This window comes from Phenylobacterium sp., from assembly GCF_016793285.1.
Classification (GTDB): Bacteria; Pseudomonadota; Alphaproteobacteria; order Caulobacterales; family Caulobacteraceae; genus Phenylobacterium.
In genome coordinates this window covers 1-19,777 of record NZ_JAEUMO010000154.1, presented here as the reverse complement: position 1 = coordinate 19,777, position 19,777 = coordinate 1, and the positions used below count along the sequence as shown (strand labels likewise).

17 protein-coding genes are annotated in these 19,777 nt (G+C 72.2%); 14 read left to right on the top strand and 3 right to left on the bottom strand.

Going from position 1 to position 19,777, the window contains the following annotated elements; translation table 11 throughout:
* The first annotated feature begins 52 nt into the window (after nucleotides 1–52).
* The 7 genes from iolC to JNL41_RS14225 are packed head-to-tail and all read left to right on the top strand — an operon-like array spanning nucleotide 53 to nucleotide 9,204.
* On the top strand, nucleotides 53–1,975 hold the full coding sequence (iolC, locus tag JNL41_RS14255; protein ID WP_293476027.1) for a 5-dehydro-2-deoxygluconokinase: 1,923 nt from the start codon (nucleotides 53–55) through the stop codon (nucleotides 1,973–1,975).
* Nucleotides 1,972–3,819: a 3D-(3,5/4)-trihydroxycyclohexane-1,2-dione acylhydrolase (decyclizing) gene (gene iolD / locus JNL41_RS14250; RefSeq protein WP_293475993.1), complete on the top strand. Its 1,848-nt coding sequence runs from the start codon at nucleotides 1,972–1,974 to the stop codon at nucleotides 3,817–3,819. The genes iolC and iolD overlap by 4 nt, the downstream gene beginning before the upstream one ends.
* Before the next feature lie 3 nt (nucleotides 3,820–3,822).
* Complete coding sequence (iolE, locus tag JNL41_RS14245; RefSeq protein ID WP_293475992.1) at nucleotides 3,823–4,722, top strand: myo-inosose-2 dehydratase; 900 nt, start codon at nucleotides 3,823–3,825, stop codon at nucleotides 4,720–4,722.
* Nucleotides 4,722–5,528, top strand: coding sequence for a 5-deoxy-glucuronate isomerase (gene iolB / locus JNL41_RS14240; RefSeq protein WP_293475990.1), 807 nt, complete (start codon nucleotides 4,722–4,724; stop codon nucleotides 5,526–5,528). The genes iolE and iolB overlap by 1 nt, the downstream gene beginning before the upstream one ends.
* Before the next feature lie 5 nt (nucleotides 5,529–5,533).
* Nucleotides 5,534–7,042: a CoA-acylating methylmalonate-semialdehyde dehydrogenase gene (locus JNL41_RS14235; protein WP_293475988.1), complete on the top strand. Its 1,509-nt coding sequence runs from the start codon at nucleotides 5,534–5,536 to the stop codon at nucleotides 7,040–7,042.
* Between the two features lie 21 nt (nucleotides 7,043–7,063).
* Complete coding sequence (locus tag JNL41_RS14230; protein WP_293475986.1) at nucleotides 7,064–8,410, top strand: MFS transporter; 1,347 nt, start codon at nucleotides 7,064–7,066, stop codon at nucleotides 8,408–8,410.
* Nucleotides 8,410–9,204: an inositol monophosphatase family protein gene (locus JNL41_RS14225; protein WP_293475984.1), complete on the top strand. Its 795-nt coding sequence runs from the start codon at nucleotides 8,410–8,412 to the stop codon at nucleotides 9,202–9,204. The genes JNL41_RS14230 and JNL41_RS14225 overlap by 1 nt, the downstream gene beginning before the upstream one ends.
* Here JNL41_RS14225 and JNL41_RS14220 read toward each other — a convergent pair.
* Genes JNL41_RS14220 through JNL41_RS14210 form a run of 3 tightly spaced genes read right to left on the bottom strand, consistent with a single transcriptional unit; the run spans nucleotide 9,201 to nucleotide 11,531 of the window.
* Nucleotides 9,201–10,547 carry a sensor histidine kinase gene (locus JNL41_RS14220; protein WP_293475982.1) on the bottom strand — a complete coding sequence of 449 codons (1,347 nt, stop codon included), beginning with the start codon at nucleotides 10,545–10,547 and terminating at the stop codon, nucleotides 9,201–9,203. The genes JNL41_RS14225 and JNL41_RS14220 overlap by 4 nt on opposite strands.
* Nucleotides 10,548–10,550: 3 nt before the next feature.
* A complete protein-coding gene (locus JNL41_RS14215; protein WP_293475980.1) occupies nucleotides 10,551–11,210 on the bottom strand; it encodes a response regulator transcription factor in 660 nt (219 codons plus the stop codon).
* Nucleotides 11,211–11,531, bottom strand: coding sequence for a PepSY domain-containing protein (locus tag JNL41_RS14210; protein WP_293475978.1), 321 nt, complete (start codon nucleotides 11,529–11,531; stop codon nucleotides 11,211–11,213).
* A 118-nt stretch (nucleotides 11,532–11,649) separates the two neighbouring features.
* Between JNL41_RS14210 and JNL41_RS14205 the strand changes: the two genes are divergently transcribed.
* The 7 genes from JNL41_RS14205 to JNL41_RS14175 all read left to right on the top strand — a co-directional run.
* Nucleotides 11,650–13,665, top strand: a complete 2,016-nt coding sequence (locus JNL41_RS14205) for a TonB-dependent receptor (RefSeq protein WP_293475976.1) — start codon at nucleotides 11,650–11,652, stop codon at nucleotides 13,663–13,665.
* A 72-nt stretch (nucleotides 13,666–13,737) separates the two neighbouring features.
* Nucleotides 13,738–14,748, top strand: coding sequence for an ABC transporter permease (locus JNL41_RS14200; protein WP_293475974.1), 1,011 nt, complete (start codon nucleotides 13,738–13,740; stop codon nucleotides 14,746–14,748).
* Entirely contained in the window at nucleotides 14,745–15,500 is a 756-nt protein-coding gene (locus JNL41_RS14195; protein WP_293475972.1) for an ATP-binding cassette domain-containing protein, read from the top strand. The genes JNL41_RS14200 and JNL41_RS14195 overlap by 4 nt, the downstream gene beginning before the upstream one ends.
* Nucleotides 15,497–16,474, top strand: a complete 978-nt coding sequence (locus JNL41_RS14190; protein WP_293475970.1) for a substrate-binding domain-containing protein — start codon at nucleotides 15,497–15,499, stop codon at nucleotides 16,472–16,474. The genes JNL41_RS14195 and JNL41_RS14190 overlap by 4 nt, the downstream gene beginning before the upstream one ends.
* Before the next feature lie 133 nt (nucleotides 16,475–16,607).
* Complete coding sequence (locus tag JNL41_RS14185) at nucleotides 16,608–18,329, top strand: hypothetical protein (protein WP_293475969.1); 1,722 nt, start codon at nucleotides 16,608–16,610, stop codon at nucleotides 18,327–18,329.
* 7 nt (nucleotides 18,330–18,336) lie between these two features.
* Complete coding sequence (locus tag JNL41_RS14180) at nucleotides 18,337–19,443, top strand: phospholipase D-like domain-containing protein (RefSeq protein ID WP_293475967.1); 1,107 nt, start codon at nucleotides 18,337–18,339, stop codon at nucleotides 19,441–19,443.
* 233 nt (nucleotides 19,444–19,676) lie between these two features.
* A partial coding sequence (locus JNL41_RS14175) for a CoA transferase (RefSeq protein WP_293476025.1) occupies nucleotides 19,677–19,777 on the top strand: 101 nt, incomplete at its 3' end.

The window sequence follows — 19,777 nt, the reverse complement described above, 5'->3', positions numbered from 1 at the left end:
ACGTTCCAAGACGCGTCGCGATGAACGCGACGGGGAGGGCGTGTTGAACCGGGTGGCCGAGGAAAAGTCGATCGATCTGCTCGCCATCGGCCGGTCCAGCATCGATCTCTACGGCGAGCAGGTGGGCGGCCGGCTCGAGGACATGGGGTCGTTCGCCAAGTACGTGGGCGGCAGTCCGACCAACACCGCCATCGGCGTCTCGCGCCTGGGCCTGAAGAGTGCGCTGCTGACGCGGGTGGGCGCCGACCACATGGGCCGGTTCATCCGCGAGCAGCTCGTCCGCGAGGGGGTCGACGTGTCGGGAGTCATCGCCGACCCGGACCGGCTGACCGCGCTGGTCATCCTGGGCATCCGCGACCGCGAGAGCTTCCCGCTGATCTTCTACCGTGAGAACTGCCCGGACATGGCGCTCTCGACGGACGACGTGGACGAGGCGCAGGTGCGCGCCGCGCGCGCCGTGCTGATCAACGGCACCCACCTGTCGCAACCCGGCGTCTTCGGAGCCTCGATGAAGGCGGCGGAACTGGCCAAGGCCTCGGGTGGCAAGGTCGTCTTCGACATCGACTACCGGCCCGTGCTCTGGGGGCTGACGTCCCGCGACATGGGCGAGGACCGCTTCGTGGCCCATCAGGCGGTCACCGCGATCCTGCAGAAGGTGCTGCCGCTGTGCGACCTCGTGGTCGGCACGGAAGAGGAGATCCATATCCTCGGCGGCACGACCGACACCGTCGCGGCGCTCAGAGCCGTGCGCGAGCGGACGGGCGCGCTCCTGGTCTGCAAGCGCGGGCCCAAGGGCTGTTCGGCCTTCCCCGGCGCGATCCCCGACAGCCTGGACGACGGCGTCGTCGGTCCGGGCTTCGAAGTCGAGGTGTTCAATGTCCTGGGCGCGGGGGACGCCTTCATGAGCGGCTTCCTGCGCGGCTGGTTGCGCGACCTGCCGCTGGAGCGCTGCTGCGAACTGGCCAACGCCGCCGGCGCCATCGTCGTCTCGCGCCACGGCTGCGCGCCCGCCATGCCGACCTGGCCCGAGATGGAAGCGTTCCTGACGAAGCGCGACCGCCCGTTCCGCCTGCGCGAGGACGCCGAACTCGAGCACGTCCACTGGGCCACGACGCGCGCGGGGACCTATGACGAACTCGCCGTCCTGGCCATCGACCACCGCGTGCAGCTCGAGGAACTGGCCGTCGAAGTCGGCGCGGATCCGGCCCGCCTGCCGGCGTTCAAGATGCTGGCGCTGCAGGCGCTGCATCAGGTGGCGGCCGGCGACCGGCGCTTCGGCATCCTCCTCGACGGCGGCTACGGCTTCGACGCCCTGGCGGCCGCGGCCGATCATCCCTACTGGATCGGGCGCTGTATCGAGGTCCCTCGCTCCCGGCCGGTCCAGTTCGAATGCTCGGACGACGTGGCGACCGAACTGGCGACCTGGCCGCTGAACCAGGTGGTCAAGGTGCTGGTCTTCTACCACCCCGACGATCCGGCCGACCTGCGCGAGCGCCAGGAGCGTCAGGTGCTGCGGCTGTACGACGCCTGCCGCAAGACCCGCCACGAACTCCTGCTGGAGATCATCGCGCCGCCCGGCATGGCCTGCGACGCCGCGACCATCGCCCGCGCCGTCGACCGGTTCTACGACCTCGGCGTGAAGCCCGACTGGTGGAAGCTGGAGCCGCTCGACGACCCGGCCGCCTGGCGCAACATCGAGGCGGTGATCGCCCGCAGGGATCCGTATTGCCGCGGCGTGGTGCTGCTCGGCCTGTCGCAGCCGCTGGAGACGCTGGTCGCGGCCTTCGAGGCCACGGCGAAGGCTCCGGTCGTCAAGGGCTTCGCCGTGGGGCGGACGATCTTCCACGAGCCTGCGCGCGCCTGGCTCGCGGGCGAGATCGACGACGCCGTGGCGGTGCGTCGCCTCGCGGAGACGCTGTCGTTCCTGTGGGACGCCTGGCGGCGCGCACGCGCCGGGGTGGGACGCGCCGCATGAGCCCGCTGCGCCTCACCGCCGCCCAGGCGACCGTCCGCTGGATGACGCGCCAGTTCATCGAGGTCGACGGCGTCGAGGTCCCGTACTTCGCGGGCGTGTGGGCCATCTTCGGCCACGGCAACGTCGCCGGCCTGGGCGAGGCGCTGGAAGGGCTGCGCGACACCCTGCCGACCTGGCGGGCGCACAACGAGCAGGCGATGGCGCATGCCGCCATCGCCTACGCCAAGCAGATGCGGCGGCGCCGCGCGATGGTCTGCACGACCTCGATCGGGCCGGGCGCGACCAACATGGTGACGGCCGCGGCGCTGGCGCACGTGAACCGCCTGCCGGTGCTGTTCCTGCCGGGCGACGTCTACGCGTCCCGTCGGCCCGACCCGGTGCTGCAGCAGGTCGAGGACTTCGCCGATGGCACGGTCAGCGCCAACGACTGCTTCCGTCCGGTCTCGCGCTACTTCGACCGCATCACGCGGCCGGAACAACTGCTGGCGGCCCTGCCGCGCGCGATGGCGGTGATGACCGATCCGGCCGACTGCGGGCCCGTGACGCTGGCGTTCTGCCAGGACGTTCAGGCCGAGGCCTACGACTGGCCCAGGGCCTTCTTCGAGCGGCGCGTCTGGCGCGTGCGCCGTTCGGGCCCGGACGCACGCGAGCTCGACGACCTCGTCGCCGCGCTGCGGGCCGCGGAGCGGCCCCTGATCGTCGCGGGCGGCGGCGTGCTCTACGCCGGCGCCGAGGGCCGACTTGCGCGTCTGGCCCAGACGCTGGGCGTGCCGGTCGCCGAGACGCAGGGCGGCAAGGGCGCGCTCGCCTGGGATCATCCGATGAACCTGGGCTCGATCGGCGTCACCGGCTCCAGCGCCGCGAACGGCGCGGCGGCGGAAGCCGACGTCGTCGTCGGCATCGGCACGCGCCTCCAGGACTTCACGACCGGTTCGCGGGCCCTGTTCGCCGCCAGGGACCGGCGGCTGTTCCAGATCAACGTCGGCGCCTTCGACGCCCACAAGCACGGCGCTGCGACCGTCGTAGGCGATGCGGACGTCGTGCTGGAGGCGCTGGAGGCGCGCCTCAACGGATGGCGCGCGCCGGACGCCTGGCGCGCCCATGGCCGCGACGCCGTCATCGCCTGGAACGCGGCGGCCGATGCGGTGACCGCATCTCCCGGCGCCGCCCTCCCCTCGGACGCCCAGGTCATCGGCGCCGTGCAGCGCGCGACGGGGCCCGACGCCGTCGTCGTGTGCGCGGCCGGCGGCCTGCCGGGCGAACTGCACAAGCTGTGGCGCACGGCGCGACCTGGCGGCTACCACGTCGAGTACGGCTATTCGTGCATGGGCTACGAGATCGCCGGCGGTCTGGGCGTGAAGATGGCGGCGCCCGAGCGCGACGTGCATGTGATGGTCGGCGACGGCAGCTACCTGATGCTGAACTCCGAGATCGCGACGTCGGTGATGCTGGGCCAGAAGCTGACCATCACCGTCCTCGACAACCGCGGGTTCGGCTGCATCAACCGGCTGCAGCAGGGGACCGGCGGCGCGCCGTTCAACAACCTGCTGGCCGACGCGGCGCACGAGACGCTCCCCCAGATCGACTTCGCCGCCCATGCCGCCAGCCTCGGGGCGCTGGCCGAGAAGGTGGCCGGCATCGCCGAACTGGAGGCCGCCCTGGCGCGCGCCCGCGACAACGAGCGCACCACCGTCATCGTCATCGACACCGATCCGATGATCTCCACCGAGGCGGGCGGCGCCTGGTGGGACGTGGCGGTTCCCGAAGTGTCGAGCCGCGGGTCCGTCCGCGCCGCGCGGGCCGCCTACGAAGCCGCCGTCAAAGAGCAGCGTACCGGAGAGTAGCGCATGTCCATCCGTTTCGGCGTCAGCCCGATCGCCTGGGTCAACGACGACATGCCGGAGCTGGGCGCCGGCACGCCGCTGGAGACCATCCTCAGCGACGCGCGCGACATCGGCTTCTCCGGCGTGGAGCTGGGGGGGATCTTCCCGCGCGACGCGGCGGTCCTGAAGCCGAAGCTGGACGCCTACGGCCTCGACCTCGTGGGAGGCTGGTTCAGCGGCGCGCTGCTGGCCCACGACGTCGACGCCGAGATCGCGGCGGCCGAAGATCATCTCCGCCTGCTGAAGGCCATGGGCTCGACCGTGTGGGTCCACGCCGAGACGTCCAACGCCATCCACGGCCAGAGGGGCGCGCCGCTCAGCGGGACGCCGCGCCTGGACGCGCAGGCGTGGAAGACGTTCGGCGCGCGCCTAACCGCCTTCGCCGACCATATCACCAGCCACGGCCTGCGCTTCGCCTACCACCACCACCTGGGCACGGTGGTCGAGCGGTCCGACGACCTGGAGGCCTTCATCGGGGCCACGGGTGAAACGGTGGGCCTGACGCTGGATACGGGTCACGCGGCGCTGGGCGGCGTCGATCCGGTGACGGCGATCCGCACGCACCCGAGCCGCATCGCCCACGTCCACTGCAAGGACGTCCGCGGCCCTGTGTTCGCCGGCGTGCGCCGCAACGGCCAGAGCTTCCTGGACGGCGTGCTGGCCGGGATGTTCACCGTGCCGGGCGACGGCGGCATCGACTACGCCAAGGTCATGCGCGCGCTGGCCGATATCCGCTACTCCGGCTGGATCGTGGTGGAGGCCGAGCAGGACCCGGCCATCGCCAACCCGCGCACCTACGGCGAACTCGGCCTGCGCACCCTCGAACGCGAGGCGGCGGCCGCCGGACTAGAGGAGGCCGCCTGATGCCCGACCTGCGCGTCCGCCCGCACGCCCCCGACGCCAACGGCCAGGTCCTGGACGTCAGCCCGCAGAGCGCCGGCTGGAACCATGTCGGTTTCGCTGTGCATGAACTGGCCGACGGGCGCGTCGCCCGCGGCGGCGCGCCGGGCCGCGAGGCCTGCCTCGTGGTGCTGACGGGGACCGCCGACGTCCAGGCCGGCGGAACGGACTATCCGGGCGTCGGCGGCCGCGGGAGCGTGTTCGAGGACCGGGCGCCAGCGGCGGTGTACGTCCCCGCCGGAGTGGCCTGGACGGTGACGGCCAGGGGACCTGTCGAGCTGGCCGTCTGCACTGCGCCGGGGACCGGCCCCGGCGCGCCCCGCCTGATCGACCCCGCGCGGATGAGCCGCGAGGTTCGCGGCAAGGACACCAACACCCGCTATGTCCGCAACATCCTGCCCGAGACCGAGCCCGCCGAGAGCCTGCTGGTGGTGGAGGTGATCACGCCGGGCGGCCACTGGTCGAGCTATCCCCCCCACAAGCACGACACCGCCACGCCCGCGGAGGAGACCGCGCTGGAGGAGACCTACTACCACCGCCTCGACCCGCCGCAGGGCTTCGCGATCCAGCGCGTCTACACCGACGACCGCAGCCTGGACGAGACGATCTCCGTGGAGGACGGCGACGTGGTGATGGTGCCGCGCGGCTATCATCCGGTCGGCGCGCCGCACGGCTACGACCTCTACTACCTGAACGTCATGGCCGGCCCGAAACGGCAGTGGATCTTCCGCAACGACCCCGCCCACGACTGGATTGCGAAGAAGGCCTGACCCCCGTGCGTGACATTCCCCATTTCATCGGAGGCCGCGCCGTCGCGGGCGCCTCGGGCCGCTTCGGCGACGTCTTCGATCCCAACACGGGCCGGGCGCAGGCCCGCGTCCCGCTCGCGAACGCCGCCGAACTCGACGCCGCCGTCGAGAACGCCCGCGTCGCGCAGAAGGCCTGGGCCGCGGTGAACCCGCAGCGGCGGGCGCGGGTGATGTTCGAGTTCAAGCGGCTGCTGGAAGTCCACATGGACGAACTGGCCGCGCTGCTGTCCTCCGAGCACGGCAAGGTGGTCGCCGACAGCCGCGGCGACATCCAGCGCGGGCTGGAGGTCATCGAGTTCGCCTGCGGCATCCCGCACCTGATGAAGGGCGACTTCACCAGCGGCGCGGGGCCGGGCATCGATGTCTTCTCGAGCCGCGAACCCCTGGGCGTGGTGGCCGGGATCACCCCGTTCAACTTCCCGGCCATGATCCCGATGTGGATGTTCGGGCCGGCCATCGCCGCCGGCAACGCCTTCATCCTGAAGCCGTCCGAGCGTGACCCGTCGGTACCGCTGCGGCTGGCCGAACTGATGATCGAGGCGGGCCTGCCGCCGGGCGTGCTCAACGTCGTCCACGGCGACAAGGTCGCGGTCGATGCGATCCTCGATCATCCGGCGGTCAAGGCCGTGAGCTTCGTGGGCTCCTCCGACATCGCCCGGGCGGTCTATGCGCGCGCCGCGGCCGGCGGGAAGCGCTGCCAGGCGATGGGCGGCGCCAAAAACCATGGCGTGGTCCTGCCCGACGCCGACTTCGACCAGGCCGTCGCCGACATCGTGGGCGCGGCCTACGGCTCGGCCGGCGAACGCTGCATGGCGCTGCCGGTGGTCGTGGCGGTGGGGGAAGACACCGCGGACATACTGCGCAGCAAGCTGGTGACCGCGATCGAGGGCCTGCGGATCGGGGTTTCCACCGATCCCGACGCCCACTACGGCCCCGTGGTCTCCGCCGCCCACAAGGCGCGGATCGAAGGCTATATCCAGATGGGCGTCGACGAGGGCGCCGAACTGGTGGTCGACGGCCGCGGCTTCACGCTCCAGGGCTCGGAAGGCGGCTTCTTCGTGGGGCCCACGCTGTTCGACCGCGTGACGCCGGCCATGCAGACCTACCAGGACGAGATCTTCGGTCCGGTGCTGCAGATCGTGCGCGCCCAGAGTTTCGCCGAGGCGGTCAGCCTGCCCACGCGCCATGCCTACGGCAACGGCGTGGCCATCTTCACCCGCGACGGCGATGCGGCCCGCGAGTTCGCCGCCGAGGTCGAGGTGGGCATGGTGGGCATCAACGTGCCGATACCGGTGCCGGTCGCCTACCATTCGTTCGGCGGGTGGAAGCGCTCGGGCTTCGGCGACCTGAACCAGTACGGGATGGACGGCGTGCGCTTCTACACGCGCCAGAAGATCGTGACCCAGCGCTGGCCGAAGCGGGTCGCGGACGGCGAGGTCGCCGACCAGAGTTTCGTCATTCCGACGATGCGCTAACGGCAGATCCGGGGGAAATCGATGCCGAACCCGCTGGCCTTCTTCGCCCCGGCCGCCGCCGCGCCGCCGATCGACGATCCGGCGCGCACCGACACGCTGTACCGGCGCTACCGCTTCCAGGTGATGATGGCCATCACCCTGGGCTACGGGCTGTCGTACACCGGCCGCCTGGCCATCGGAGTGGTGAAGAAGCCGCTGATCGACGGTGGCATCTTCACCGCCGCGGACCTGGGCCTGATCGGTTCGGCGCTGTTCTACAGCTACGCCATCGGCAAGCTCTTCAACGGGTTCCTGGCCGACCATGCCAACGCGCGCCGGTTCATCGCCGCCGGCTTCATCGGTTCGGCGCTCTGCAACCTGGGCATGGGCTTCTCGACCAGCGTCACGGCCGCGGCGATCTTCTGGGGGCTGAACGGCTGGTTCCAGAGTTTCGGCGCGCCGGCCTGCGTGGTGGCGATGACGTCATGGTTCTCCAACCGCGAGCGCGGCCGCTACTACGGCATCTGGTCGACCGCGCACTCGATCGGCGAGGGCCTGAACTTCCTCATGACCGGCGCCATCGTCGCCGCCTTCGGCTGGTCCATGGGCTATCATGTCCCGGCGGCCATCTGCGCGCTGGCCGGCGTCTGGATGCTCCGCTGGGTCCGGGACGCGCCGAAGAGCTACGGCCTGCCCCCTGTCGCCGACTACCGCAACGACCACTGGCAGGGCCCGGACGCGCTGAAGGCGGAGACGCCGCTGCTCGCCACCCAGCTCTCGATCCTCAGGATCCCGGCGGTCTGGATCCTCGCGCTCGCCAGCGCCATGACCTACGTCACCCGCTACGCCATCAATAGCTGGGGCGTGCTCTACCTGCAGGAGGCCAGGGGCTACAGCCTGCCCGCCGCCGGCAGCCTGCTCTTCACGTCCACCCTCGCCGGCATCGGCGGGGCCGTGGCCTTCGGCTACATCTCGGACAAGTTCTTCGCGGCCAAGCGTCCGCCGGCCAACCTGATCTTCGGACTCATCGAGCTGGCGGGCCTGGGCCTGATCTTCTTCGGGCCGCAGAACCACTTCGTCCTGGTGGCCGGGATGGTGCTGTTCGGCCTGGGCATGACGGGGCTCGTGACCTCCGTCGGCGGCCTCTTCGCCACCGACATCTGCCCCAAGCGCGTCGTCGGCGCGGCCATGGGCCTGATCGGCGTCTTCAGCTATCTGGGCGCCGCGGTGCAGGAACAGATCTCGGGCATCCTGATCGACCGCGGCACGACCATGGTCGCGGGCGTCCGCCACTACGACTTCGGCCCCGCCATCACCTTCTGGATCGGGGCGTCGGTCGTGTCTCTGCTGCTGGCGTCGAGCCTGTGGCGCGTAAAACTGAGGGACTGATGCCGTCGCAGCTTCTGGAGACCATGATCGAGGCGGCCCGCGTCGCGGGCGACCGCCTGAAGCAGGACTTCGCAGACCTGGCGTCGCTGGACGTCCGCTTCAAGAACGGTGCGGGCGATCCCTTCTCCGAGGCCGACCTGCGCGCGGAGGAGACGGTGAAGTCGATGCTGGCGCGGGCCCGACCCGCGTACGGCTTCCTGGGCGAGGAGGGCGGGCTGGTCCCCGGGTCCGATCCCGACCACGTCTGGGTCGTCGACCCGCTGGACGGCACCATGAACTTCGTCCGCGGCGTGCCCTTCTTCGCGGTCAACATCGCCCTGGCGAAGGCCGGCGACGTGCTCGCCGGGGTCACCTACGTGCCGATGATGGACGAGATGTTCTGGGCCGAGCGCGGCGGCGGCGCGTTTCTGAACGGCGCGCCGATCCGGGTGGCCGGGACCGCGCGCCTGGAGGATTCGGTGCTGGCGATCGGCATCCCCTTCGCCGGCAAGCCGCGCCAGGCGCAGTTCCATCATGAGATCGCCCAGCTCACCCACCGTGTGGCCTCGGTGAGGCGGCTGGGCGCCGGCGCGGTCGATACGGCCTACGTCGCCTGCGGCCGCTTCGACGCCTACTGGGAGCAGTCGGTGAGCCCGTGGGACATGGCGGCCGGCGCAGTGCTGGTGCGCGAGGCTGGCGGCGTGGTCACCAACACCGCGGGCGGCCCGCTCGACATCATGGGCGGCAACGTCCTGAACTCGGCGCCGGGCATCCACGCGGCGTTGCTCGAGGTCCTTCGGCCGATCGACGGCTAAGCGCCCGGCCAGCTCACGACGACGCGTAGCCCGCCCAGCGGCGAGCGGTCCAGCGCCACGGCGCCGTCGGTGGCCTCGACCAGGTCGCGCACGATGGCCAGGCCCAGGCCGTGACCCGGCCCGGCCTCGTCCAGCCGCCCGCCTCGGATGAGCGCCGCCTCGGTACGTTCGGCGTCCAGGCCCGGGCCGTCGTCTTCTACGGTGACCGACACGGCTTCCGTCGACGGCGCGCCGGTCAGCCGGACCTGCCGGCGCGCGAAACGGGCGGCGTTCTCCATCAGCGCGCCCAGCACTTCGGCCAGCACGTCGGCCGCCACCGGGACGGCGAGGGAAGGGTCGATCTCCTGCGCGAACACGATCCGCTCGCCCGCAGGCGTCCGCTCCAGCACGTCGATGAGCTGCTCGGCGACGGTGGCGGGCGACGAGGCGCCCTCCTGCGCCGCGTCCCGAGCCGCCGCAGCCCGGGCGCGCGCGAGTTCCGCCTCCAGCGCAGCCGCCATGGCCGCGATGGCGCTGTCGAGGCCGTCGGCGGCTTCCGTCGCGCCGGCGTCGCGTGCGAGCCGGCTCTGAGCGCCGAGCGCCGCCAGCGGGGTCTTCAGACTGTGGGCGAGGTCGCCGGCGCGTCGGCGCGCGCGCGCCACGTCGGCCTGCCGCGCCTCGGCCAGCGCGTTGATCGCCTCGACCAGCGGGGCGACCTCGCGGGGATGATCCTCGCCTAGCCGCGCGGTCGGATTGCGGCGCATGCGTTGCAGGCGCTCGCGCAGCGGCGCCAGCGGGGCGAGGCCCAGCCGGACCTGTACGAGCGCCGCGAGCGCCAGCACCGCCCAGAGCCCGGCGAGGAAAAGCGCCAGCTCGCGGCCGAACTGGGTGCGGGCTTCAGTCAGTTCGCGCACGTCCACGCCGACCTGGATGACCGCCGGTGCGTCGGCTCCGGGCGCCCGGATCGCGCGCGCCACCCGCAGCAGCCGCTGGCCGAACGGGCCTGGGGTGGCGTCGGTCGCCCAGTCCGAGGGCGAGGCCTCCGCCGGGACGGGCAGCGCCTGATCCCAAAGCGAACGGGAGCGCACGACGCCGCGGTCCGTGCTCACCTGCCAGTAGAAACCGCTGGCGGCGCGCATCGCGCGGGGGTCGAGCGGCGTCTGCTCCAGCCCCGGCCGCCCCGCGGCGTCGATGGCGAGCGCGGCGGCCAGCGCGTCGCCGGTGCGCGCGAGTTCGGCGGCCTCGCGCCGCTCCACGTGGCGCTCGAACAGCCAGGTCATCGCCAGCCACGCGACGGCCAGCGCGACGAACACGGCCACCGCGGCGCTGGCCAGCAGGCGAAGCTGCAGCGACCGCGCGGCCACGCCTCAGGCCGCCGCCAGCGCGTAGCCGAATCCGCGCCGGGTCACGATCACCTCGGCGCCGACCTTACGGCGCAGGCGGGCCACCAACGCCTCGATGGCGTTGGCGTCGCCACCGTCGCCGACGCCGTAGAGGTGGTCGGCCAGCTCGCCTGCCGAGACGGCGCGTCCGGGGTTGTGCGCGAGGCAGTCGAGGAGGCGGAATTCGAGCGGCGAGAGCCGCAGGGGCGCGCCGTCCAGGCTGGCCGAGCGCCGCTGCGTGTCGAGGCTGAGCCGGCCCACGCTCACGACAGGCGTCAGGCGGCCCGCCGCGCGGCGGATGAGGCCGCGGAATCGCGCCACCAGTTCGCCCATCTCGAACGGTTTGGCCATGTAGTCGTCGGCCCCGGCCTCGATGCCCTCGACCTTCTCGGTCCAGTCGCCGCGCGCCGAAAGGATCAGCACCGGAAACGCCCGGCCGTCGGCGCGCCAGCGCTTCAGCACCGAAAGGCCGTCCAGCCGCGGGAGGCCGAGGTCGAGCACGACGGCCGCATAGTCCTCGACGGAACCCCGGAACGAGGCGTCTTCGCCGTCCCGGGCCAGGTCCACCGCGAAGCCGGCCGCCGTCAGGGCGCGGACGAGGTCCGGCCCGACGTGCGGATCATCCTCGACGACCAGGGCGCGCAATCAATCGTCCTCGACCTTCAGCACCGCGGCGGTGCGCGCGTCGAGCTCCACTTCGCGCACGCGGCCGTCCCGTCCCAGAATCTTCACCTCATAGATGAGGCGGCCTCTCTCGTCTTCGAGTTCGATCTTGATGACGTCGCCGGGCGCCTTGGCCTGGGCGGCGGTCAGCACCTTCGTGAGCGGCTGGATCTCACCGCGCGCGAGGGCGGCGCGGGCGGCCTCGTGGTCCTTGGGCTTGTGTCCGTCGGCGGCGGTGGCGGGGATGGCCGCCAGCGCCAGGAGCGCGGCGGCGGCCAGGGGAGTGAGGAAGCGTTGGGTCATGGCCACTCTCCTACGGCCCCGACGCTGACACGCCGCTGACGGCCGTCGTGGCCGGGCCGTCAGGGGCGGGGGCGCAGGAAGAGGTCCGGGGACGCGCTGTCCCCGCACGAGGGGCCTCATGTCTGCGATCCGATCCTGCGCCGTTGCGGCTCTGCTGCTGGTTCCGCTGGCCGCTCACGCGCAGGAGGGGCCGGTCACCGCCTATCCCGCCGCCTTCTTCGCGCCGGCGCAGCCCTATTCGGCGTTCGACATGCTGCAGCGGCTGCCGGGCTTCACCTTCGACCCCGGCGACGCCGAGGTGCGCGGGTTCGGCGGCGCGTCGGGCAATGTGCTGATCGACGGCAAGCGGCCCACGAGCAAGCAGGAGGGCCTGGAGGCGATCCTGCGGCGCATCCCGGCGCGATCGGTCGAGCGGATCGACCTGGTGCGCGCCGGTGCGGCCGGCTTCGACCTGCAGGGGCGGCCCTCGGTCGCCAACGTGGTGCGCCGTCGCGAGGCGGTGACGCGTGGTCGCGTCGAGGCGGGCCTCGGCGCCTATCCAGGCCGGCGGCAGGCGCCGCGGCTCGCCGGCGAGATGAGCCGACGCAGCGGCGAACACCTGCTGGAGGCCTCGGCCTCGGTCGCCCGGGAGATCGACACCGAGAAAGGCGAAGGACCGCGCAACCGTGTCGACCCGGCGGGCGCGCCGCTGCGCGACGCGACCTACCGCGAGAACCAGTGGACCGACGTCGCCGAGGGCGCCTTGGCCTACGAGCGGCCCCTGGCCGGGGGGAAGCTGCGCCTCGACGGCTCAGCGCGCGCCGAGCGCACACGCGCCAACATCCTCGAGACGGCGACGTTTCCCGCGCCCTCTGCCGAGGTCGTGGGCGAACGCGAGAACGTGACCGAGGGCGAACTCGGCGGACACTACGAGCGCGCCCTGGCCGGGCCGTGGACCCTGGAGGCCCTGGCGCTCAGCCGGTGGAGCCGCACCCGTGCGCGCGACCAGGCCGACGAGGGCGCCGAGCGCGAAGTGGCCCGCGTGTCCCTGGACGCCCGTGAGAGCATCGCACGCGCCGTCGCCCGGCGCGCGGGCGCGGCCACCACCGTGGAGGTCGGGGGCGAGGCGGCGCTCAACACGCTTTCGAGCCGCAACGGCCTCGCCGAGAACGGCGTCGAGGTCGACCTGCCGGCCGCCCGCGTTCGTGTCGAGGAGCGCCGCGCCGAGGGGTTCGCGACCCTGACCTGGCGGCCGCGCCCCAGCCTGACGGTGGAGGCCGGCGGTCGGATCGAGGTCTCGCGGCTGACCCAGTCGGGGGACGCTTCGCTCACCCGGACATTCGTCTATCCGAAGCCCCGCGCGCTGGTGAGCTGGCGGCCCTCGGCGAACGACGAACTGCGCCTGGCGGTCGAGCGGCGGGTGGGCCAGCTCGATTTCGAGGACTTCGTCAGTTCGGCCTCGCTGACCTCCAACACCGTGACCGCCGGCAACCCCGATCTGGAGCCCGACCGCGCCTGGCGCGCCGCGCTGACCTGGGAGCGGCGCTTCGCGGGCGCGGGGTCGCTCGTCGCCACCGTGCGGCGCGACATGATCCGCGGCGTGGTCGACAGGGTCCCCGTCGTCGGGCCGGGTTACGCCTTCGACGCGCCGGGCAACATCGGCCGCGGCGTCCGCGAAGAGGCCCAGCTTGCGCTCACCGCGCCGCTGGATCGCCTGGGCCTGCCCGCGGTGGTGCTGAAGTCCGATCTCACCTGGCGGCGTAGCCGCGTCACCGACCCGGCGTCGGGCGTATCGCGCGGGATCTCGGGCGAGCCCCGCTTCGAGGGCGTCGTCCATCTCACCCAGGACCTGCCGCGCTGGCGCGCCCGCTGGGGCGTCGATGCGATCCTGGCGCAGGGCAAGGTCGAGTACCTGTTCAACGAGGTGAAGGCCGACCGGGTCGACGCCCGCCTCGGCCTCTTCGCGGAATACCGGCCGACCCCGGCCTGGAACATCCGCGTCCAGGCCGACAACCTCACCGACGGCAAGGTCTACCGTCGCCGCGAGCAGTACGCCGGCGTGCGCGGCGCAGCGCCCCTCAGGCGCATCGAGACCCGCAGGATGGACTTCGGACCGTTCGTCGGCGTCACCGTCCAGCGCGCCTTCGGCGGCTGACGCCGTTGCCTTGCCGCCCCGGCTGGGCTCTAGTTTCCGCAAGACCGGCGAAGTCGGCTGCGGGGAGGCTTGGTGAGCGAGACGGGCGCGTCGCGGAAGACCCGACGCCTGGCGACGCCGGAGGCCGGCGCGCTGGCGGGCGCGGTGCTGGTCTATCTGTTCTTCTTCGCCGTCGCGCCGCCCTTCCGGGACCTGTCGTCGCTGTCGACCGTGCTCTACGTCAGCTCGATCTACGGCATCCCGGCGCTGGCCGTCGCGCTGCTGATGATCGGCGGCGAGTTCGACCTCTCGGCTGGCGTTGCGGTCATCACCGCGGCGCTGACGGCCTCGATGTTCAGCTACGAGATGACGGCCAACGTCTGGGTCGGCGTCGGCGTCTCGCTGGCTGTGGCGCTGGCGGTGGGCGTGCTCAACGGCGTGCTGGTGGTGCGCACCGGCATCCCGAGCTTCCTGGTCACCCTGGGCAGTTTCTTCATGCTGGCGGGCCTGAACCTGGCGGGCACGCGGTTGATCACCGGCAATGTCGCCACCCGCAGCATCGCCGACATGGACGGCTTCGCCTCGGCCCGCGCGGTGTTCGCTTCCAGCTTCAGCGTGGGCGGCGTGGACGTGCGGGTGACCGTGCTCTGGTGGCTGGCCTTCGCCGCCCTGGCGTCGTGGGTGCTGTGGCGCAGGCGGGTGGGCAACTGGATCTTCGCGGTGGGCGGCGCGCCGCTGACGGCGCGGGCGGTCGGCGTGCCTGTGCGCCGCGTCAAGATCGCGCTCTTCGCCACGACCGCCTTCGCCGCCTGGTTCGTCGGGATGCACCAGCTCTTCGCCTACGACACGGTCCAGTCCGGCGAGGGCGTGGGCAAGGAGTTCTACTACATCATCGCCGCGGTGGTCGGCGGCTGCCTGCTGACCGGCGGCCAGGGCTCGGCGGTGGGCGCGGTGCTGGGCGCGCTGATCTTCGGCATGACTACCCAGGGCATTATCTACGCCGGCTGGAACCCCGACTGGTTCAAGTTCTTCGTCGGCGTCCTGCTGCTGGCGGTGATCCTCCTGAACGCCGGCGTGCGCCGCTGGCAGGCGGCGGGGCGATGAGCGCGCCCCTGATCCGCCTCACCGGCGTCGGCAAGCGCTACGGCGCGCTGGAGGCTCTGCGTGCCGTCGACCTCGAAGCCCATGCCGGCGAGGTCACCTGCGTGCTGGGCGACAACGGGGCCGGCAAGTCCACCCTGATCAAGATCGTCGCCGGCCTGCACCCCCACGACGACGGCGTGGTCGAGGTCGACGGGAATGCCGTCCGCTACGCCTCGCCCCGCGAGGCCCTGGCCCACGGCATCGCCACCGTCTTCCAGGACCTGGCGCTGGCGCCGCTGATGCCGGTCTGGGCCAACCTGTTCCTGGGCCAGGAACTGGAGGCCGGGTGGGGGCCGCTGCGCCGCATGGACGTGGCCCGCATGCGCGAGGTGACCCGCGCGGCGCTGGCCGATCTCGGGACCGATCTGCCGGACGTCGACCGCCCGGTCGCGGACCTGTCCGGCGGCCAGCGCCAGTGCGTGGCGATCGCGCGCGCCATCCACTTCGGCGCTCGGGCCCTCGTCCTCGACGAGCCTACTGCGGCGCTTGGCGTGCGCCAGGCAGGCATGGTGCTGCGCCAGGTGGCGGCGGCGAAAGCGCGGGGGCTGGCCGTGATCCTGATCACCCACAATCCCAATCACGCCTACGCCGTCGGCAACCGCTTCCTCGTGCTCCAGCGCGGCGCCGGGCAGGGCGCGTTCCGCCGCGCCGAGATCACCGTCGACGCACTGGCCCGCCAGATGGCCGGCGAGCTGGCGGAGCAGGGCGCATGAGGCGGCGCATCCTTTCGGCGGCGTTGGCCGCCGTCGCGATCCTGGCCATCGGCGCCTGCAGCTCGCAGGGCGGCAAGGCGGCGGCGAAGCGGGCCGAGGGCGCGCCCAAGGGGCCGATGACGGTGGCGCTGATCACCCACGCCGCCCCGGGCGACGCCTTCTGGGACATCGTGCGCCGCGGAGCCGAGGCGGCCGCCGCCAAGGACCAGGTCACCCTGCGCTACGCCAGCGACGCGGACGGCGCGGCCCAGGCGGTGCTGGTGCAGAACGCCATCGACAGCCGCGTCGACGCCATCGCCGTCACCCTGGCCAAGCCCGCTGCAGTGTCCGCGGCGGTCCAGCGTGCGCGGGCGGCCGGCATCCCGGTGGTGGTGCTGAACGCCGGCCTCGACGACTGGAAGGCCGCCGGCGCGATGAACTACTTCGGCTCCGACGACGGCGAGGCGGGCGTGCAGGCCGGCAAGCGGGCCGCGGCCTCGGGCTTCAAGCACCTGCTCTGCGTCTCGCAGGAGCAGGGGCACGTCGCGCTGGAAGCGCGCTGCGACGGCCTGAGGCGCGGGTTCGGCGGCGGCCGGTTCGACAAGGTCTACGTCATCGGGACCGACATGCCGTCCGTGCGCTCCACCGTCGCGGCCAAGCTGCGGCAGGACCCGTCGATCGACCTCGTCGTGGCGCTGGGGGCCCCGTTCGCGCTCACGTCGGCCGAGGCCGCGCGCGACGCCGGCAGCGCGGCCAGCATCGCCACCTTCGACACGAACGCCCAGGTCCCGGCCGCCATCCGCTCGGGCAAGCTGCAATGGTCGATCGACCAGCAGCCCTACCTGCAGGGCTACCTCGCCGTCGACGCGCTCTGGCTGCAGCGCATGAACGGCAACGTCATCGGCGGGGGTTCGGCGGTGCTGACCGGACCCTACTTCGTCGACCGCTCCAACGTCGACCAGCTCGAGGGCTTCGCCGCAAAAGGCACGCGCTGAGCCATCGGGATCGCCGGCCTGCCCCCGACGGCCCGTCCTTCCCCAGAACATGGCGGCGCGCAAATGTTCGCGGCGCCCCGCCGATAAGAGCGCGTGCGACTTCGCGTCCGACGTCTCCTCGGACAGTGGTCGCATGTCGAGTCTCGGATCCCCGGCCCCGGGCCGCCCGCTGCGGGTGTGCTTCTTCTTCAATGCGCAGCGCCACCAGATGCTGCACGGCGTCTCGACCGCCGTGCAACTGGCGCGGACGCCCGGGTTCGAGGCGCATCTGCTGTCGCCGTGTCCCGAGCACGTCGCCTACGGTCGCCGGCTGGTCGAGCGGCTGGGCGGCGCGCCGGTGGTGTTCTCGACCGTCAGTCCCGGGCTGCTGTCGGCCCTGCGTCAGGCCACCGGCGCGTCGAGCCCGCCCAAGCTGGTCAGCCTGGCGCTGCTCGCCCGCCGACTCAGTGGGTTCGACGCCATCGCGGTCCCGGAGCGGACCTCGATCCTGCTGCGCCGGCTGGGCGTCCGCGGGCCGCTGTTCGTGCATCTCGACCACGGCGCGGGCGACCGGGCGGCCGGATTCGATCCCCGCATCCGTGAGTTCGACTTCGTGCTGATGGCCGGCGAGAAGCATCGCGAGCGGCTGACGAGGGAGGGACTGATCCGGGACGGCGCCTACGCGGTCGCCGGCTATCCCAAGTTCGACGCCGCCGACGCCATCCGCGATCCGGACTGGCGACCGTTCGACGATCGCCGACCGACCGTGCTCTACAACCCTCACTTCTCGGGCCTGGGCTCGTGGGCTGCCTTCGGCGAACGGGTGATCGCGGCCTTCGCGGGCCAGGCGCGCTACAACCTCATCGTCGCGCCGCACGTGCGCATGACGGACGGCCGCGCACGGCAGGCGCTCTGGCGCGAGCTGGCCGCGCGCTACGCCGGCTGCCGGCACATCCACTTCGACACCGGCAGCGACCGCTGCATCGACATGACCTACACGACGCTGGCCGACGTCTACCTCGGCGACGTGAGCAGCCAGGTCTACGAGTTTCTCCGCACGCCCCGGCCGTGCGTATTCCTGGACGCCCATGGCGTCGACTGGGCCGCCGACGAGAACTATAGCCACTGGCGCTTCGGGCCCGTCGTCACCGACCCGGCGGCGCTCGTCGAGACCGTCGACTCTGCGGTCGCCGGGCACTGGCGGTTCCTTGCCCCGCAGATCGAAGGGTTTGCGGGTACGTTCGATACCGCCGCCGAGCCCGCGTCCGCGCGCGCGGCCGAGGCGATCGCCGGCTTCGTCGCGCAGGAACGCGGAGGCCGAAGGCCGGCGCCCGCGCGGGGCCGGGGATGGCGGCAGGCGGCGGCGCTGACGGTGGCGGCCGGCGCGGGCTGGATGGCGAACGCGGCGCTCGAGAAGGCGCCGGCCCCTCTCGCCGAGGCGCGCGGGTTCGTCGACGAGGCGGTGACGTCGCACCGAACCACCCTGATCCGCGCGGCGATGAAGTCGCAGCCCGAGGTGCGAGAGTTCGACCCGGCGGAGATCCGCGCGGCCACGGGTCTGTCCGTGCCGCGCCTGCCGTCCACGCTCCTCCTCGCCGACGTGCAGATATTCCCGTCGAACCGGGGCCCCATCGTCCAGATCGCCGCTGCGACCGATCGCGGAGAGCCGATCTCCTTCGTGGCGATGCGGATGGACACCCCGGCCGGCGCGAAGCCGATCCTCGAGACCTACAAGGGCGAGCGGGTGGTCTACTGGGAGGATCGGGGCCAGGCCTTCGGCGTGGTCGGCGCGATCCCGGCGGAGCGGCTGCTGCGGCTGGCCGCGGAACTGGCGCCCGGCGAACGCATCGCGCGCCGCAGCCGGAAAGAGAGCTAGCGCCGCGATGACCCCGGTCGACCTTCCGCCGCAACCGCCCGTCGCTGTGGCGGCCGAGATCCACTACGGAGGCCCGGACAAGAAGCAGGGCGCCTTGCGTGACCTTCTGGTGGCCAAGGTGGACGCCACGCCGGCCGGCGGCGAGATCATCTGGGCCACCTACTACTTCCGCGACCAGGACCTGGCCGAGCGCCTGGTCGCGGCCCGCGAGCGCGGCGTTCGGGTGCTCGTGCGCGTGGAGGGCCGGCCGCGGCGCGAACGGGCCAACGACCGCGTCATCGCGACGCTGCGCGCCGGACTGGGCGACGGGTTGCGGGTTCACCGCGCATGGTTCGGCCTGGGGCGCCTTCATGCCAAGGTCTACGCCTTCTCCGGGCCGACGCCCGAGGTCCTGATCGGCTCGTTCAACCCATCGGGAGACGCCACGCCTGCGCCTGAGGTGCTCGCCGAGATCGGCGACCAGGACCGCGGGGAGAACCTGCTGGTGGCGTTCCGCGATCCCGCCGCGACGCTGGCGCTCCGCCGGCAGGCCGAACGCCTGTGGATCGGCATGGCCGGCCGCTTCAGCGCCGCGGAGAACCGTGCGGTGAACCTGAGTTCGGTGCGCTTCTATTACTTCCCGCGCCTGGACCCCGACGTCGTCGAGCGCCGCGTCGCGCGCCTGGGCGACGGCGACCGGGTGCAGGCCGCGATTTCGCACATGGACGGCGGCTCGTTCGCGCGGGCGCTGGCGGGCGCCGCCCGCCGCGGCGCCGACGTCGAACTGATCGTCCACGACACCGAACGCCGGGCGCCGCACAGCGTGGTGGACGCGCTGGACCAGGCGGGGGCGCGCATCCGACGCTACTGCACCGCCGGGGCCCTGCCGATGCACGCCAAGTTCCTGATTATCCAACGGAACGGCGAACGCTCGGCCTGGTTCGGCAGCCTGAACTTCAACGGAGCCTCGCGCTTCCTCAACAAGGAGATCCTGGCGCGCAGCACCGATCCCCGGCTGATCGCCGACCTCGAAGCCCGATTCCAGACGATCTCGGCCACGGCCGAACGCGAGGCCGCGTCGTGCCATGCCGGGTATCGCGCAGGCGTCGCGGACGCGCCTTCGCGGCTGCGATAGGCGTGAGGCGCGCGTGGCGCGCGCCTGCCCGCATCCCGGCCAGGGAGGCTGCACTTTCGGTGCTTCCGCGCCCTCGGCGGCTCTCGCGAGTGGCGCGATTGTCAGTCCATTTCGTCTCCGCCGCAGCTTCGACAGACGCTCTTAACCCTGATCCAAGAGCGCTTTGCAAATGACGAATATGTCAGTTAATAAGGGAGTCGGCGTGGAAGTGTCTGCCGAGTTCAGGGGGGACGATGTTCGGTCCGTTGCACGATGTCCGGGTCCTCGACCTTACCGGCGTGGTCTCGGGGCCATTTGGCGCGATGTGGCTGGCGGACCAGGGCGCGGACGTGAT

What these genes read in the sequence shown, in the direction of transcription:
- JNL41_RS14180 (WP_293475967.1), top strand. Translation starts at nt 18,337, where the DNA reads ATGACCCCGGTCGACCTTCCGCCGCAACCGCCCGTCGCTGTGGCGGCC.
- iolB (WP_293475990.1), top strand. Translation starts at nt 4,722, where the DNA reads ATGCCCGACCTGCGCGTCCGCCCGCACGCCCCCGACGCCAACGGCCAG.
- JNL41_RS14195 (WP_293475972.1), top strand. Translation starts at nt 14,745, where the DNA reads ATGAGCGCGCCCCTGATCCGCCTCACCGGCGTCGGCAAGCGCTACGGC.
- iolD (WP_293475993.1), top strand. Translation starts at nt 1,972, where the DNA reads ATGAGCCCGCTGCGCCTCACCGCCGCCCAGGCGACCGTCCGCTGGATG.
- JNL41_RS14210 (WP_293475978.1), bottom strand. Translation starts at nt 11,531, where the DNA reads ATGACCCAACGCTTCCTCACTCCCCTGGCCGCCGCCGCGCTCCTGGCG.
- JNL41_RS14205 (WP_293475976.1), top strand. Translation starts at nt 11,650, where the DNA reads ATGTCTGCGATCCGATCCTGCGCCGTTGCGGCTCTGCTGCTGGTTCCG.
- JNL41_RS14185 (WP_293475969.1), top strand. Translation starts at nt 16,608, where the DNA reads ATGTCGAGTCTCGGATCCCCGGCCCCGGGCCGCCCGCTGCGGGTGTGC.
- iolE (WP_293475992.1), top strand. Translation starts at nt 3,823, where the DNA reads ATGTCCATCCGTTTCGGCGTCAGCCCGATCGCCTGGGTCAACGACGAC.
- JNL41_RS14225 (WP_293475984.1), top strand. Translation starts at nt 8,410, where the DNA reads ATGCCGTCGCAGCTTCTGGAGACCATGATCGAGGCGGCCCGCGTCGCG.
- JNL41_RS14230 (WP_293475986.1), top strand. Translation starts at nt 7,064, where the DNA reads ATGCCGAACCCGCTGGCCTTCTTCGCCCCGGCCGCCGCCGCGCCGCCG.
- JNL41_RS14190 (WP_293475970.1), top strand. Translation starts at nt 15,497, where the DNA reads ATGAGGCGGCGCATCCTTTCGGCGGCGTTGGCCGCCGTCGCGATCCTG.